The sequence below is a fragment of the Promicromonospora sp. CA-289599 genome, assembly GCF_050936155.1.
In the GTDB taxonomy this organism is placed as follows: domain Bacteria; phylum Actinomycetota; class Actinomycetes; order Actinomycetales; family Cellulomonadaceae; genus Promicromonospora.
Genome location: NZ_JBNJNI010000002.1, coordinates 44801 through 58265 on the forward strand (window position 1 = coordinate 44801; position 13465 = coordinate 58265).

A 13465-nucleotide genomic window follows, 5' to 3' on the forward strand; every position below is an offset into this window, starting at 1 on the left:
AATGCTTTCGCTTTCCGGTACGATAGGGTGCGGTCACGACGACGTCAACACCCGTCGTCAGCACGGTTCGGCGACGAGGAGGGGCGCGAGATGACAGGGACGGCCACGAGGCCCGAGGCCGGCGCGGGACGCAGGGAGCGCCGCGGCGGAGTCACCATCGCCGAGGTCGCCGAGGCGGCCGGGGTCTCCACCCCCACCGTCTCCAAGGTGCTCAACGGCCGCCCGGGGGTGTCCGCGGCCACCCGCCGCCAGGTCGAGCAGGTGCTCGCCGAGCGCGGCTACGAGCAGCGCCGCCCGCACCCGGGCGCCGGCAGCGGCCTGGTCGACTTCGTGATCGAGACCCTCGACACCCAGTGGGCCACGACCCTGCTGCGCGGCGCGCAGACCGAGGCCGCCCGGCTCGGCCTCGACCTGGTGCTCACGACCAGCAGCGGCGACTCGTTCGGTACCGCGGCATGGGTGAACCACCTCGCGGAGCGCGGCTCGGAGGGCGTGGTCCTCGTGGCGGCGCACGTGCACGACTCCGTCGAGGCCGAGCTCTCCCGCCTGCGCATGCCCGTCGTCCTGGTCGACCCGGTCGGGGCCGCCGCCCCGGCGCTGCCCACGGTGGCCGCCACGAACTGGGCCGGCGGGCGGGACGCCACGGAGCACCTCATCGCGCTGGGCCACACGCGCATCGCGGTGATCACCGGGCCGATGGACGAGGAGTCGCACCGCGACCGCCTCGACGGCTACCGCAGCGCGCTGCAGCGGCACGGGCTCCCCGTCGACGACTCGCTGATCCGCCACGGCGACTCGCTGGTCACCGGCGGCCGCACGCACGGGCGGGACCTGCTGGACCGCCCGGACCGCCCCACCGCCGTCGTCTCCGGCTCGGACGAGCAGGCCTACGGCGTCTACCTCGCCGCCGAGGAGCTGGGGCTCACGGTCCCGGAGGACCTGTCCGTGGTCGGGTTCGACGACGTCGAGCTGTGCCAGTGGATCACGCCCCACCTGACGACGGTGCGCCAGCCGCTGCTCGAGATGGGCCGCGAGGCAGCCCGGATCGTGATCGAGATGTCCCGCAACGAGCTGCGGCCCGCCCCGCGCACCGAGCTCGCGACCTCGCTCGTCGAACGCCACTCCACGGCCGCCCCGCGGCGCTGACGCATTCGGCGCTGAAACACCCAAGGAAAGTTTCCATGTCCCAGACCGTCGAGATCTCCGCCGATCCCCGCTTCGCGCACCGGCACACCCACGCCACCGTCACGGTCCTGGACGCCGCGGGACAGCCGCTGACCGGCCGCGACGTCCAGGTCGAGCAGACCCGGCACGCGTTCCTGTTCGGCAACATCGGCTTCGACTTCGTCGGCCTGGCCAACGGCCTGGACACGACGCCGCTCTACTCCCCGTTCGGCGGCGCCTCGGTCGAGACCGCGCGCACGCTCGCGCCGCTGTGGTTCGACCTGTTCAACCAGGTGACGCTGCCGTTCTACTGGCGCGGGTTCGAGCCGGAACGCGGCGCGCCCGATACCGACCGGCTGCGGCGCACCGCCGCCTGGTTCGCCGAGCGCGGCGTCGCCGTCAAGGGGCATCCCCTCCTCTGGCACACGATGGCGCCCGCCTGGCTCCTCGATCTCGACGACGACGACGTCGAGCGCGAGATCCGCCTCAGGATCGGCCGTGAGGTCTCCGGGCTCGGTGACACCGTGCCCACGTGGGACGCCATCAACGAGACCGTGATCATGCCGGTCTTCGACCGCGAGGAGAACGCGGTCACCCGCCTGGCGCAGCGCCTCGGCCGGGTCGGCATGGTGCGGCTCGCCGTCGACGCCGCCCGCGAGGCCGACCCGTCCGTCACGCTCCTCCTCAACGACTTCAACCTGTCGGCCGACTACGAACGGCTCGTCGAGGAGGTGCTCGACGCCGGGGTGCGGATCGACGCGCTGGGGCTCCAGTCGCACATGCACCAGGGCTACCGCGGCGAGGAGTACTTCGCCGACGCGCTCGACCGGTTCGCCCGGTTCGGGCTGCCCCTCCACCTCACGGAGAACACGCTGCTGTCGGGTGATCTCATGCCGGCCGACGTCACCGACCTGAACGACCACGTGGTGGACTCCTGGCCCTCGATGTCCGAGGGCGAGTCCCGGCAGGCCGACGAGATCGTGCGCCACTACGGCCAGCTCGTGGCGCACCCCGCCGTCCACGCCGTGAACTACTGGGGGCTCACCGACGAGGGTGCGTGGCTTGGCGCACCGTGCGGGCTGGTGCGCGCCGACGGTACGCCCAAACCCGCCTACGACGCCCTGCGCGGCCTGATCAAGGATGCGTGGTGGCTGCACCCGACCACGACCCGCACCGACGAGCACGGACGGATCCGGGTGGACGCCTTCGCCGGCGATTTCCGGCTCACCGCCGGCGGCGACACCGGCGAGCTCACGCTGCCCGCCGGCGCGCAGGCCGGGTCGGTCACCCTCGCCCGGGGTGAGCGCTGACCCGACGGGCACCGGGCTGACCAAGCTCCCGGTCCGGGCCGGTCGCCATGCTCGCCGCCGGGACGGTGCGCGGCCACGTCCAGGCGTACCGCACCACGAGGGCGAGAAGGATCAGCTCCAGTACGACGCCGAGGCCGTAGAAGAACAACCAGGACTCGCCCGCCAGGTTGAATACCGTGACGGGGACGTAGAGCAGGGCCACGACGAGGTTCGCCATGCGGCTCACCCGGGCGGGCAGCGTCGTCGACAGCACGACCATGAGGATCGGGACGGCCATGAGGGTCAGCGCCGCGGTCGAGAAGGTCTGGGAGAGGTCGAACTCGAAGACCTTGCCACCGAGGATCTCCTCGATGACACCGGGCGTGAAGAAGTTGAGGATGTCCACGTAGGCGTACAGGAACATCAGGCTCGTCCAGGCTGCGGCGAGCTTGACCCTGACCGGGATCGGCTGGTCCGCCAGCGTGCCGGCGGGTTGACGTGTTCTCATCATGGGCTCCGTTGTCGTGGTTGTCGTGGTGCGGATCGGTGCGACCACGATCGCCGAGCCCCGTCGGCGGGCGCATCGGCCAGGAGGCCGGAGCTCCCCCGGCCGATGTGCTGGCCTCTCTCTCGTCCTTTCGGCGGGTACGCCGAGGCGCGCCGATCCCTAGGCTGGGGTCGTGAACACTGTCGGGCGTTCCATCTGGCACGAGCCGCGGCCTGCTGACGCCCCATCCATCGGTCGTCTCGACTGGCTGCTGGTGGGCGTGTTCGCGGCCGCCGCGCTGGTCGAGGGCACCGTCCGGCCGGACGTGGCCTGGCGACCCCTGGTGACGGTGCTCGCCGTGGCTCTGATGCCTGCCCTGCTCTGGCGGCGGAGCCATCCTTTGGTCGCCGCCCTCGCCGGGTGGAGCGGCGCCGGGCTGCTCTCGGTCCTCCAGCTGACGACGCACTCCGGGGACCTCGGCCTCTACTCCATGATGGTCGTCCTGGTCCTGCTCTACTCCGTGGTGCGGTGGGGCTCGGGACGGGAGATGGTCCTGGGTGCGGCGTTCGTGGCAGCCGTCGTCACGCTGGGGATGTACGCCTCCGCCGGGGGCTGGACCGACGTCTTCGGCGGGAGCGTCCTCCTGCTCTCGCTCGTCGCCCTCGCGGCGGTGTTCCGCTACCGCGCGGACCTCTGGCACCGCCGACAGCACGAGATCCGCAATCAGGAGCGGGTGGCGCTGGCGCGCGAGCTGCACGACACCGTGGCCCACCACGTCTCGGCCATCGCGGTCCAGGCGCAGGCCGGTGGCGTTGTCGCAGGGCTCCAGCCCGAGAAGGCTGCCGAGGTCCTGGCCGCGATCGAGTCCGAGGCGTCGTTGACCCTGACGGAGATGAGATCCATGGTGCGCGTGCTGCGCGAGGAGGAAGCCGTTGCCTACTCGCCGCAGCCGGGCGTCGCGGACCTGCCGGCTCTCGCCCGGGCCGACGCGACACCCACCGTCGAGGTCTCGCTGGACGGCTCGTCGGCCCGGCTGGCCGGACCCGTGGACGCCGCGCTCTACCGGCTCGCGCAGGAGTCCCTGACCAACGCCTTGCGGCACGCCCGGGGCGCGACCCGCGTCGGGATCGACGTCCGCCGCGAGGGCGACGCCGTCAGGCTCCGGGTCAGCGACGACGGACGGACCGAGCCGGGGCCGGTCCCGGAGCCCGGGTTCGGCCTGCTGGGCATGACCGAACGCGCCCATCTTCTCGGCGGATCGCTCTCCGCAGGGCCGGTTCCCGCGGGTGGCTGGGTCGTCGAGGCCGTGCTGCCGGTGGAGGCGCTGCCATGAGCATCCGTGTGGTCGTGGCCGACGACCAGGACCTGGTCCGGGCGGGGCTGGTGATGATCCTCGGCGCGCAACCCGACCTCGAGGTCGTGGGAGAAGCAGCGGACGGGCTCGCAGCGCTCGACCTGGCGACCCGGTTGCGTCCCGACGTCGTCCTCGTCGACATCCGGATGCCCGGGCTCGACGGCGTCGAGGTGACACGGCGCCTGGCCGGGCCAGAGGTGGCGGACCCGTTGGCGGTCGTCGTGATCACCACCTTCGACCTCGACGAGTACGTGCTCGGCGCCCTGCGTGCCGGCGCCCGCGGCTTCCTGCTCAAGGACGCCGGGCCGGAGCTCCTCGTGCAGGCCGTTCACGCGGCGGCGGACGGGGACGCGCTGATCGCCCCCAACGTCACCCGCCGGCTGCTGGCGACCCTCGCCGACCAGGCGCCGGCAGTACCGGTCCAGCCCACCGACCCCCTCACCGAGCGCGAGGAGGAGGTGCTCGCGCTGGTCGCACGGGGACGGACCAACGCGGAGATCGCCACCGAGCTCTTCGTCGGCCTGAGCACGGTCAAGACCCACGTCGCGTCGTTGCTGACCAAGCTCGGCGCCCGCAACCGCGTCGAGATCGCGATCTGGGCCTACGACACCAGACGCATGAGGGTCGGCTAGCGGGCCCGACCGCAGGTCTCGCTTTACCGGTAAAGCCAGCCTCGGGCAGGCGCACCCACGGTGTGTCGCCAGCCGATCTCACCCGCACAAATCCGGGCGGAAACCGTTGACACCTTCCGGCATGGCATCTACTTTATCGATAAACGTCACGCCAGTGACGGGCTACTCGAGGAAGAGAAGCTGTGACCGATCTGCGTCTACCTGGACACGTGAGCGAGCGTCGACTCACGGACCACGATCCGAGCCGACATCACCGACTCCACCGCGTCCTCCATCTCCCCCGCGTCCGACGTGGCGGCCTCGACACGGCGCAGGAGCAGCTCCATGACGCGCTCGGCCATCGAGTCGTTGCCGGGGTCCATGGTGGTCAGCCGAGGGACGAGGTACTGGCTCTCCGCGTCGTTGTCGAAGCCGACGACCTGGACGTCGTCCGGGACGCGCAGTCCGATGTCGGCCAGCGCGCGCAGGACCCCCATCGCCGCGGCGTCGGTCAGGGCGAAGGCACCGTCGAACGAGACGCCGTCGCGATGGAGCCGCATGACCGCCTCGTAGCCGTCCTTCGTGGTGAACGACGCACCGTCGACGACGAGCCGTTCGTCGACCGGCACGCCGGCCTTGGCGTGCGCGCCGCGGTAGCCACGGCTGCGCAGGGTCGGCATGCTGTCGACGCCGGTCTCCGGTCGGCCACCGATCAGGGCGATGCGCCGCGCGCCGCGCTCGAGCATGTACGACGTGGCGAGCTCGGCGCCGCCCACGTTGTCCATCATCACGTGGTCGAACTCGCCGCCGAGCCGCCGCTCGCCGAGCAGGACCACGGGAACCTCGATGCCGGCGCGGCGCACGTCCGCCGCATCGATCTGGACCGGGCTGAGCACGACGCCGCTGTAGGGCCGCACACGCTCCGCGGAGAGGGCCGCGAGCTCGCCCTCCCTGCTCGCGCCGGTGCGCTCGATGATGACGTGGTAGCCCCTCAGCTGCGCGAGCGTGTCCAGGCGCGCCGCGAGGTGGGGGTAGTAGGGACCGTCGAGGTGCGGAACCAGCAGGCCGATCGCACCGCTGCGGCCGGCCCGGAGCTGGCGCGCGGTCGCGTTCACCCGGTAGCCCAGGCGGGCCACCGCCTCGAGCACGCGGGCACGGGTGTCCTCGCTCGCTCCCGGTCGGCCGTTGATGACGTTCGAGACCGTCATCTTCGAGACACCGGCTTCGAGTGCCACATCGCTCATCTTCACCACGTTGCCCATCATGACACCCCTCGAGCGACGGCCTGGCTCCGTCGCGCAGGTATCACCCAAGGCTCTGATCAAGGAGGATCCAGAACGCCGTGAAGCAGCTCCTGTACTCGAAGAAACTTGCGCCCTACCTGTTCATCCTGCCGTTCCTCGTGACCCTCGCGGTCTTCTGGGTCATCCCACTGGGCCGGTCGTTCGTGATGAGCACCCAGGAGGTGCTCTACGGGCAGGCGACGTTCATCGGGCTCGACAACTACGACCGGCTCTGGCGGGACCGCATCTTCTGGCAGGCGCTGTTCAACAGCCTGCGCTACATGGTGCTGACCCTGGTGCTGCTCATCCCGATCCCGCTGGCCCTGGCCGCCCTGATCAACTCGAACATCGGCAGCGCGCGCATCAAGGCGTTCTTCAAGGCCTCGATGTTCGTGCCCGCGCTCACCTCCGTCGTGGTGGCCGGCATCGTCTTCCGGCTCATCTTCGCGGAGTCCGACGCCGCGATCATGAACCAGGTCGCCGACTTCTTCGGGTTCGGCCCGGTCCGCTGGCTGCGTGGCGACGTCACCGGCCTGGTGGCCCTGCTGGCCATCGCGCTGTGGCGGTGGACCGGCGTCAACATGATGTATTTCCTCGCCGGCATGCAGGCGATCCCGACCGAGTACTACGAGGCGGCCTCGATCGACGGCGCGAGCAAGTTCCGCCAGTTCATCCACATCACGATCCCGAACATCCGGCCGACCATCGTCTACGTCGTCACGATCAGCGTCTACGGCGGCCTCTCGATGTTCCTCGAGAGCTTCATGCTCTACGCCGGCAACAACTCCCCCAACAACCAGGGCCTCACCGTCGTGGGCTACCTCTACCGCAAGGGCATCGAGGAGAACGACCTCGGCTTCGCCTCGGCCGTCGGCGTCGTCCTGCTCGCCGTCATCATGACGATCAACATCTCGTACCTCGTCGCCAGCGGCACCTTCAAGAAGGAGGCCGTCTGATGGCCGTTCAGCCGACCACCCTCAGCCCATCGACAGAGACGCGTCGGCGGACCCCCGCCCGCCGGTCCTTCGCGCCCTCCACGGCGGCCTGGATCCAGGGCATCTTCCTCGTCGTGATGGCGCTGATCTCCCTGGTGCCGCTCCTGGCGATCTTCGTGGGCACGTTCCAGGACGGCAACGAGGTGATCCGGCGGGGCATGACGTTCGACGTCGACCTCGGCTCGCTCAGCCTGGACAACTACGTCCTGCTGTTCACGGACTCCGGGCCGTACTTCCGGTGGTTCGCCAACACGCTGCTCCTGACGATCGCGCAGGTCGCCGGCACGCTCCTGGTGAGCTCGTTCGTCGCCTACGGCTTCGCGATGTACGAGTTCCGGACCAAGACCCTGTGGTTCATCATGGTGCTGCTCGTCATGACCGTGCCGTTCGAGATGCTCATGCTCCCCCTGTACGTGCAGATCAACGACATGGGCCTCGCCGACACCTACACGGTGATCGTGCTGCCCTTCCTGGCCGCGGCCGTGACCATCTTCTTCTTCCGCCAGTACTTCCTGGGGATACCGAAGGAGATCATCGAGGCCGGGCGGGTCGACGGCGTCAGCGAGTTCGGCATCTTCTTCCGCCTGGTGCTGCCCATCACCAAGCCGGCGATGGCCGCCATGGCGATCCTCAACGGGATGCTCTGCTGGAACAACTTCCTCTGGCCGCTGCTGGTGCTGCGCAGCCCTGAGAAGTTCACGCTCCCGATCGGCCTCAACACGCTGCTGACGCCGTACGGCAACAACTACGAGCTGCTCATCATCGGGGCCTTCTTCTCGCTGATCCCGATCCTCATTCTCTTCCTCGCATTCCAGCGGTTCTTCATAGAAGGAATCACCGCGGGAGCGGTCAAAGGCTGACCCTCCCCCGACCGAACGAACGGAGCAATCATGACAAGACTCAGGACGATGGCGTCCACACTGGTCGCCGCACTGGCGGTGACGGCGCTCACCGCATGCGGCGGCGGCCAGCCGGAAGCACCCAGCACGAACGCCGACGGTTCCACCACGCTCCAGATGTGGACGTTCGCCGACGTGCACGCCACGTACTACGAGGAGATGGCCGAGCAGTGGAACGAGGCCAACCCCGACAAGGAGATCCAGCTCGAGGTCACCGTCTACCCCTACGACGACATGCACAACAAGCTGCAGCTCGCCGTGAACTCCGGTGAGGGCCTGCCGGACGTCGTCGACATCGAGGTCAACAAGTTCGCCAACTTCGTCAAGGGCGACAACCCCCCGCTGCTCGACCTGACCGAGGCCGCGGCCCCGTACCAGGACGACGTCGTCCAGGCGCGCCTCGACCTGTACAGCAAGGACGGCAAGGTCTACGGGTTCCCGACCCACGTGGGCGCGTTCACCACGTTCTACAACACGGAGGCGCTCGAGGGCGCCGGCATCGACTACACGACCATCAAGACCTGGGACGACTTCAAGGAGGCCGGGGTCAAGTACAACGAGGAGACCGGCAAGGCGTTCGGCGTCGCCAGCACCAGCGTCATGTTCCTGGAGCCGCTCATCGCGGCCCAGCTCGGCGGGCAGTTCTTCGACGACGCCGGCAACGTGCAGGTGAACAGCCCCGAGGTCGTCGAGACCCTCTCGATGATGAAGGACATGCAGGACGCCGGCGCGATCTCCACGATCCCGGGCGGGAGCCCCGACTCCGAGGAGGCGTACGGCGCCATCAACGACGGCGACTACGCCGCGGTCGTCTACCCGGCCTGGTACACGTCCCGGTTCGTCGACTACATGCCCGACCTCGCCGGCAAGGTGGCCATCGCCCCGGCGCCGGTCACGGACGACGCCGTCGTGCAGACCATCGGTGGCGGCGGCACCGGCGCGTCGGTCCCCGCCGTCTCGCCGAACAAGGACCTGGCCGCCGAGTGGCTGGCGTTCGCCAAGCTCTCCCCCGAGGCGAACGTCGCCGTCTGGGAGGTGCTCGGCTTCGACCCCGTGAACATGGCGGTCTGGGAGGACGAGGAAGTCACCAAGAACCCGGAGAACAAGTTCAACAAGTACTTCCAGACCAACCTGTTCGACGTCCTGGGCGGGGTGAAGGACGGCATCGGGCACTTCCAGTCGTTCAGCGACCCGAACTGGCCCACCGTCGACGACACGTTCCGCACGGTCACGCTCAACGAGATCTACGAGAACGGCACGTCGGCCCAGGAGGCGCTGGACCAGACACAGTCCGACCTGCAGAACCAGCTGGGGCAGTAAGGGCTCTGCCGCTCTGAGCCTGACCCACTGAGCGCACAGGCGGGGCGGTCGCGGCATCCACTGCCACGGCGGCCGCCCCGCCTGCGCGCGCCGGGCCCGCACGACCGCACCACGAACCAACCACCGAGGAGTACATCGCTCATGCTGTCTGCTTCCGTCACCATCGACCCGGCGTTCGTCGTCGGACCGGTGCGCCCCCGCACGTTCGGCTCGTTCGTCGAGCACCTCGGCCGCAGCGTGTACACGGGTATCCACGACCCCGGCCACCCCACCGCCGACGCCGACGGCTTCCGGGGCGACGTCGTCGAGCTCACCCGCGAGCTCGGTGTCTCGACGGTGCGCTACCCCGGCGGCAACTTCGTCTCGGGGTACCGCTGGGAGGACGGCATCGGCCCGGTCGAGGAGCGTCCCCGGCGGCTCGACCTCGCGTGGCACTCGACCGACCCCAACCTCGTGGGCGTCGACGAGTTCATGCGCTGGTGCGCCCGGACCGGCGTCGAGCCCATGATGGCCGTCAACCTCGGCACCCGCGGCGTACAGGAGGCGCTCGACCTGCTCGAGTACTGCAACGTGCCCGGCGGCACCAGGTGGAGCGACCTCCGCCGGGCGAACGGCGCGGAGGAGCCGTACCGCATCAAGATGTGGTGCCTGGGCAACGAGATGGACGGCCCCTGGCAGATCGGCCACAAGACCGCCCACGAGTACGGGCGGCTCGCGGCCGAGACCGCTCGCGCCATGCGGATGATCGACCCGGACATCGAGCTCGTGGCGTGCGGCTCGTCGGGGTCCCAGATGCCCACCTTCGGCGAGTGGGAGCGGGTGGTCCTCACCGAGGCCTACGAGCACGTCGACCACATCTCGGCGCACGCCTACTACTACGAGGAGGACGGCGACCTCGCGTCGTTCCTGGCCTCCGCGGTGAACATGGACCACTTCGTCGACTCGGTGTCCGCGACGGCCGACGCCGTGCGCGCGGCGGGCAAGCACACCAAGCGGATCCACGTCTCGTTCGACGAGTGGAACGTCTGGTACCAGAAGCGGGCCGAGTCGCGGCCGCCGTCGGGCGACGACTGGCCGGTAGCGCCCGTGCTCCTGGAGGACCGCTACAACGTGGCGGACGCCGTCGTGGTCGGCAACCTGCTGATCTCGCTGCTGCGCCACACCGACCGCGTGCACGCGGCCTCGCTCGCGCAGCTCGTCAACGTGATCGCGCCGATCATGACGGAGCCGGGCGGGCGGTCCTGGCGGCAGACGACGTTCCACCCGTTCGCGCTCACCGCAGGGCACGCCGCCGGCGAGGTGCTGCGCCTTGCGGTGGACGCGCCCGTGCAGGAGACGGCCAAGTTCGGTCCGGTCCCGGTGATCGACGCCGTCGCCACGCACGACCCCGAGACGGGTGGCGTCGTGGTGTTCGCGGTGAACCGGTCGCTCACCGACGACGTGGCGCTCGGGGTGGACCTGCGCGGCTTCCCGGGGCTCCGGGTGGCGGACGCGGTCACGCTCTCCAACCCCGACCACACCTGGTCGGCCACGGCCGACGACGCGACCTCGGTGCTGCCGCGCACCAACACGTCCGCGAAGGTCGCCGACGAGCACGCCCACGTGGACCTGCCGCCCGTGTCCTGGTCGATGCTCCGGCTGGAACGCGTCTGACCCCGGCACCCGCACGGGTGCCGGTCATGCGCGAGGCACGGCGTGGAGCCGTTCCTCGTGTCGCCGATATCGATTTCGAATGAGAGGCAAGTCAATGACGATGGAATCTCAGCCAACGCCTGCCCACCCGGTCCGGCGAGGACGACGAACGCTCGCGGCGGCCGCCGCGAGCGCGGTGGCCGCCGGGGCGTTGCTCGTGGCGCCGTCCGCCGCCGCGCAGGCGGTGAGCGCCGACCCGTGGGTGAGCGAGGTGCCGAACAACCCGATCTCGGACGTCTACCGGTTCACGGTGCCCCGCGCGGCGGTGACCGAGGCGACCGGCATCGGGGACGGCCCCGTCGCCATGCAGGGCAACTTCGGCCCGGGCAAGGCGTGGACCGACCTCAACATGGGAGCCAGCGGGTCGAACCTGACGGCCACGCTCGGCCCCCTCGAACCCGGCCTGTACTACTACCAGTACGCCGCGCGCCCCGCCGCGAACCAGGACGCGGTGGCGTTCCGCAACCCGGATGCGCCCCAGGAGGTGACGTCGAAGCCCACCTACAGCACCATGTTCGTCCCCGGACCGGGCGCGGAGTGGCTCGACGACGTGGACGGCGGCGGCGAGCTCGAGACGCTCGAGTACGGCAAGGGGCCGAAGCACAAGAAGGAAGCGCTCGTGTGGACGCCCCCGGGCTACGACGCGGACCGCAGGAAGGACTACCCCGTGCTGTACCTGCTGCAGGACGAGGGGCAGAGCTACCGCGAGTGGGTGGAGCTGGGCCGGCTCGGCCAGATCATGGACAACCTCACGCTCGACGGCGACGCCGAGCCGATGGTGGTCGTCATGGGCGACGCCGGCACCCCGGGCCCTGCCGGCGTGCCGAAGGAGCTGCTGCCCGCCGTCGAGCGTGCGTTCAACGTCTCCCACAAGGGATCGGACCGCGCGATCGCCGGGATCGGCCGCGGTGGGGAGGCGGCCCTGAGCGCCGTGGTCGCCAAGCCGCGGGACTTCGCCAACGTGGGCTCCTTCTCGGCCGGTTACGACAAGCCGATCTCGCGGGGCAAGGCGAAGCAGATCAACCGCTCGACCGACGTCGTCCGCGTGTACGCGGGCAACGTCACCGACCCCGCGTACGACGACACGGTGGCGCTGGCCGACAGGCTGACGTGGGCGGGCGTGGAGTTCCAGCCCGACGGGTCGGACCCCGAGACCGGCGGCACGTGGGACACGTGGCAGAAGAACCTGCACGACTTCGCCGGGCGCATCTTCCAGGACGTCGACGACGAGGGCCCGAGCGAGGGCCACCTGCCGTTCGTGGAGCACGAGCTGCCGGCGGCGGGCACGACGCCGACGCCGTGGGTCGACGAGAACGGCGTCGTCACCTTCGAGCTGGGCACCGAGTTCGCCGACGCGAACAACATCACCGTCTGGGGCAACTTCGGTCCGGCCGGTAGCTGGCCGCGCACCCACATGGTCCAGCAGGACGACGGTTCGTGGCGGCTCTCGCTGGCCGTCGAGGGCGGCTCCTACTACTACAAGTTCGTGGTCGACGGCGTCGACCACAAGGACGCGGACAACCCCACGACGGTGCTCTCGGAGCCGACGTGGAGCACCTTCACCGCCGATGGCGACACGATTCGCGCTCAGTACACCGCCCAGGTGCCGACCGAGGCACGTGGCGAGGTCAGCGTCATGAGCTACCCGAGCACCGCGGGCGGCGGCACGCAGCGTTCGGCGTACGTGTGGACGCCCCCGGGCTACGACGCGGACCGCGCCGAGGAGTACCCGGTCTTCTACCTGCAGCACGGTGGCGGGCAGACGTGGACCGACTGGGTCGAGGTGGGCTACGTCCAGCGCATCCTGGACAACCACTACCTGCGGGGCGACATCGTGCCGATGGTGGTCGTCATGGCCAACGGCAACGGCGTGGACTTCCCCACGGAGGTCACGACGCGCATCGTGCCGGCCGCCGAGGAGCAGTTCAACATCAGCTCCGAGGGCGACCAGCGCGCTCTGGCAGGCCTCTCGATGGGCTCGGGGCACACGCTCAGCACGCTCTGGGCGCACCCGGGCGAGTTCGGCTACATCGGCGCCATGTCGGCGTTCGGTGCGCCGCCGGCCACGGCCGACGTCGAGGCCATCAACGAGGGCACCAAGCTGCTGCGCGTCTACTCGGGTGACGTGCAGGACTTCACCTACGGTGCGACGCTGCAGCTGATCGCCGCCATGGAGAGCCGCGGGGTGAACCACGAGTTCGCGCCCATCGTCCCGGGCCCGCACAGCTGGGACGTCTGGCAGAAGTCGCTCATCGACTTCCTCCCCCGGCTGTTCACGGAGGGTGGGGACGCGTAGCGACGCGAGGGCACGAGAGCGGCGCGGTCGGCGGGTTCATCCCGCCGGCCGCGCCGTCGTTCTGCAGCGGGCAGG

At 70.0% G+C, this 13465-nt stretch carries 11 protein-coding genes; 9 read left to right on the forward strand and 2 right to left on the reverse strand.

The genetic code is table 11. The features are described from left to right. Positions 1-90: 90 nt before the first annotated feature. Positions 91-1146 (forward strand): LacI family DNA-binding transcriptional regulator, encoded by a 1056-nt coding sequence (locus tag ACQEVI_RS27700; RefSeq protein ID WP_432906283.1) that lies wholly within the window; start codon positions 91-93, stop codon positions 1144-1146. Between the two features lie 35 nt (positions 1147-1181). After that, positions 1182-2474 (forward strand): endo-1,4-beta-xylanase, encoded by a 1293-nt coding sequence (locus ACQEVI_RS27705; RefSeq protein ID WP_432906286.1) that lies wholly within the window; start codon positions 1182-1184, stop codon positions 2472-2474. Here the strand turns inward: ACQEVI_RS27705 and ACQEVI_RS27710 are convergent. Beyond that, a complete protein-coding gene (locus ACQEVI_RS27710) occupies positions 2449-2961 on the reverse strand; it encodes a DUF6326 family protein (protein WP_432906288.1) in 513 nt (170 codons plus the stop codon). The genes ACQEVI_RS27705 and ACQEVI_RS27710 overlap by 26 nt on opposite strands. Positions 2962-3133: 172 nt before the next feature. Between ACQEVI_RS27710 and ACQEVI_RS27715 the strand changes: the two genes are divergently transcribed. Beyond that, entirely contained in the window at positions 3134-4273 is a 1140-nt protein-coding gene (locus ACQEVI_RS27715) for a sensor histidine kinase (protein ID WP_432906291.1), read from the forward strand. Further along, complete coding sequence (locus ACQEVI_RS27720; protein ID WP_432906294.1) at positions 4270-4926, forward strand: response regulator; 657 nt, start codon at positions 4270-4272, stop codon at positions 4924-4926. Before ACQEVI_RS27715 ends, ACQEVI_RS27720 begins: the two co-directional genes overlap by 4 nt. Before the next feature lie 197 nt (positions 4927-5123). Here the strand turns inward: ACQEVI_RS27720 and ACQEVI_RS27725 are convergent, their stop codons facing one another. Further along, complete coding sequence (locus ACQEVI_RS27725) at positions 5124-6149, reverse strand: LacI family DNA-binding transcriptional regulator (RefSeq protein WP_432906296.1); 1026 nt, start codon at positions 6147-6149, stop codon at positions 5124-5126. 98 nt (positions 6150-6247) lie between these two features. On the opposite strand from ACQEVI_RS27725, the gene ACQEVI_RS27730 reads away from it, so the two are divergent. The 5 genes from ACQEVI_RS27730 to ACQEVI_RS27750 all read left to right on the forward strand — a co-directional run bounded on the left by ACQEVI_RS27730 (position 6248) and on the right by ACQEVI_RS27750 (position 13390). Continuing rightward, the gene (locus tag ACQEVI_RS27730) at positions 6248-7144 is read left to right on the forward strand and encodes a carbohydrate ABC transporter permease (RefSeq protein ID WP_432906299.1); all 897 of its coding nucleotides are present in this window, start codon (positions 6248-6250) and stop codon (positions 7142-7144) included. Then, positions 7144-8043, forward strand: a complete 900-nt coding sequence (locus ACQEVI_RS27735) for a carbohydrate ABC transporter permease (protein WP_432906302.1) — start codon at positions 7144-7146, stop codon at positions 8041-8043. The genes ACQEVI_RS27730 and ACQEVI_RS27735 overlap by 1 nt, the downstream gene beginning before the upstream one ends. Before the next feature lie 30 nt (positions 8044-8073). After that, positions 8074-9402 (forward strand): ABC transporter substrate-binding protein, encoded by a 1329-nt coding sequence (locus ACQEVI_RS27740; protein WP_432906305.1) that lies wholly within the window; start codon positions 8074-8076, stop codon positions 9400-9402. Between the two features lie 141 nt (positions 9403-9543). Then, positions 9544-11055 (forward strand): alpha-N-arabinofuranosidase, encoded by a 1512-nt coding sequence (locus tag ACQEVI_RS27745; RefSeq protein ID WP_432906308.1) that lies wholly within the window; start codon positions 9544-9546, stop codon positions 11053-11055. A gap of 100 nt (positions 11056-11155) precedes the next feature. Continuing rightward, positions 11156-13390 carry an alpha/beta hydrolase gene (locus ACQEVI_RS27750; protein ID WP_432906311.1) on the forward strand — a complete coding sequence of 745 codons (2235 nt, stop codon included), beginning with the start codon at positions 11156-11158 and terminating at the stop codon, positions 13388-13390. Positions 13391-13465 lie beyond the last annotated feature (75 nt).

Excerpts from the sequence above, each read along its gene's own strand:
- ACQEVI_RS27710 (WP_432906288.1), bottom strand. The coding sequence starts at position 2,961 with ATGAGAACACGTCAACCCGCCGGCACGCTGGCGGACCAGCCGATCCCG.
- ACQEVI_RS27705 (WP_432906286.1), top strand. The coding sequence starts at position 1,182 with ATGTCCCAGACCGTCGAGATCTCCGCCGATCCCCGCTTCGCGCACCGG.
- ACQEVI_RS27740 (WP_432906305.1), top strand. The coding sequence starts at position 8,074 with ATGACAAGACTCAGGACGATGGCGTCCACACTGGTCGCCGCACTGGCG.
- ACQEVI_RS27750 (WP_432906311.1), top strand. The coding sequence starts at position 11,156 with ATGGAATCTCAGCCAACGCCTGCCCACCCGGTCCGGCGAGGACGACGA.
- ACQEVI_RS27725 (WP_432906296.1), bottom strand. The coding sequence starts at position 6,149 with ATGAGCGATGTGGCACTCGAAGCCGGTGTCTCGAAGATGACGGTCTCG.
- ACQEVI_RS27735 (WP_432906302.1), top strand. The coding sequence starts at position 7,144 with ATGGCCGTTCAGCCGACCACCCTCAGCCCATCGACAGAGACGCGTCGG.
- ACQEVI_RS27720 (WP_432906294.1), top strand. The coding sequence starts at position 4,270 with ATGAGCATCCGTGTGGTCGTGGCCGACGACCAGGACCTGGTCCGGGCG.
- ACQEVI_RS27745 (WP_432906308.1), top strand. The coding sequence starts at position 9,544 with ATGCTGTCTGCTTCCGTCACCATCGACCCGGCGTTCGTCGTCGGACCG.
- ACQEVI_RS27700 (WP_432906283.1), top strand. The coding sequence starts at position 91 with ATGACAGGGACGGCCACGAGGCCCGAGGCCGGCGCGGGACGCAGGGAG.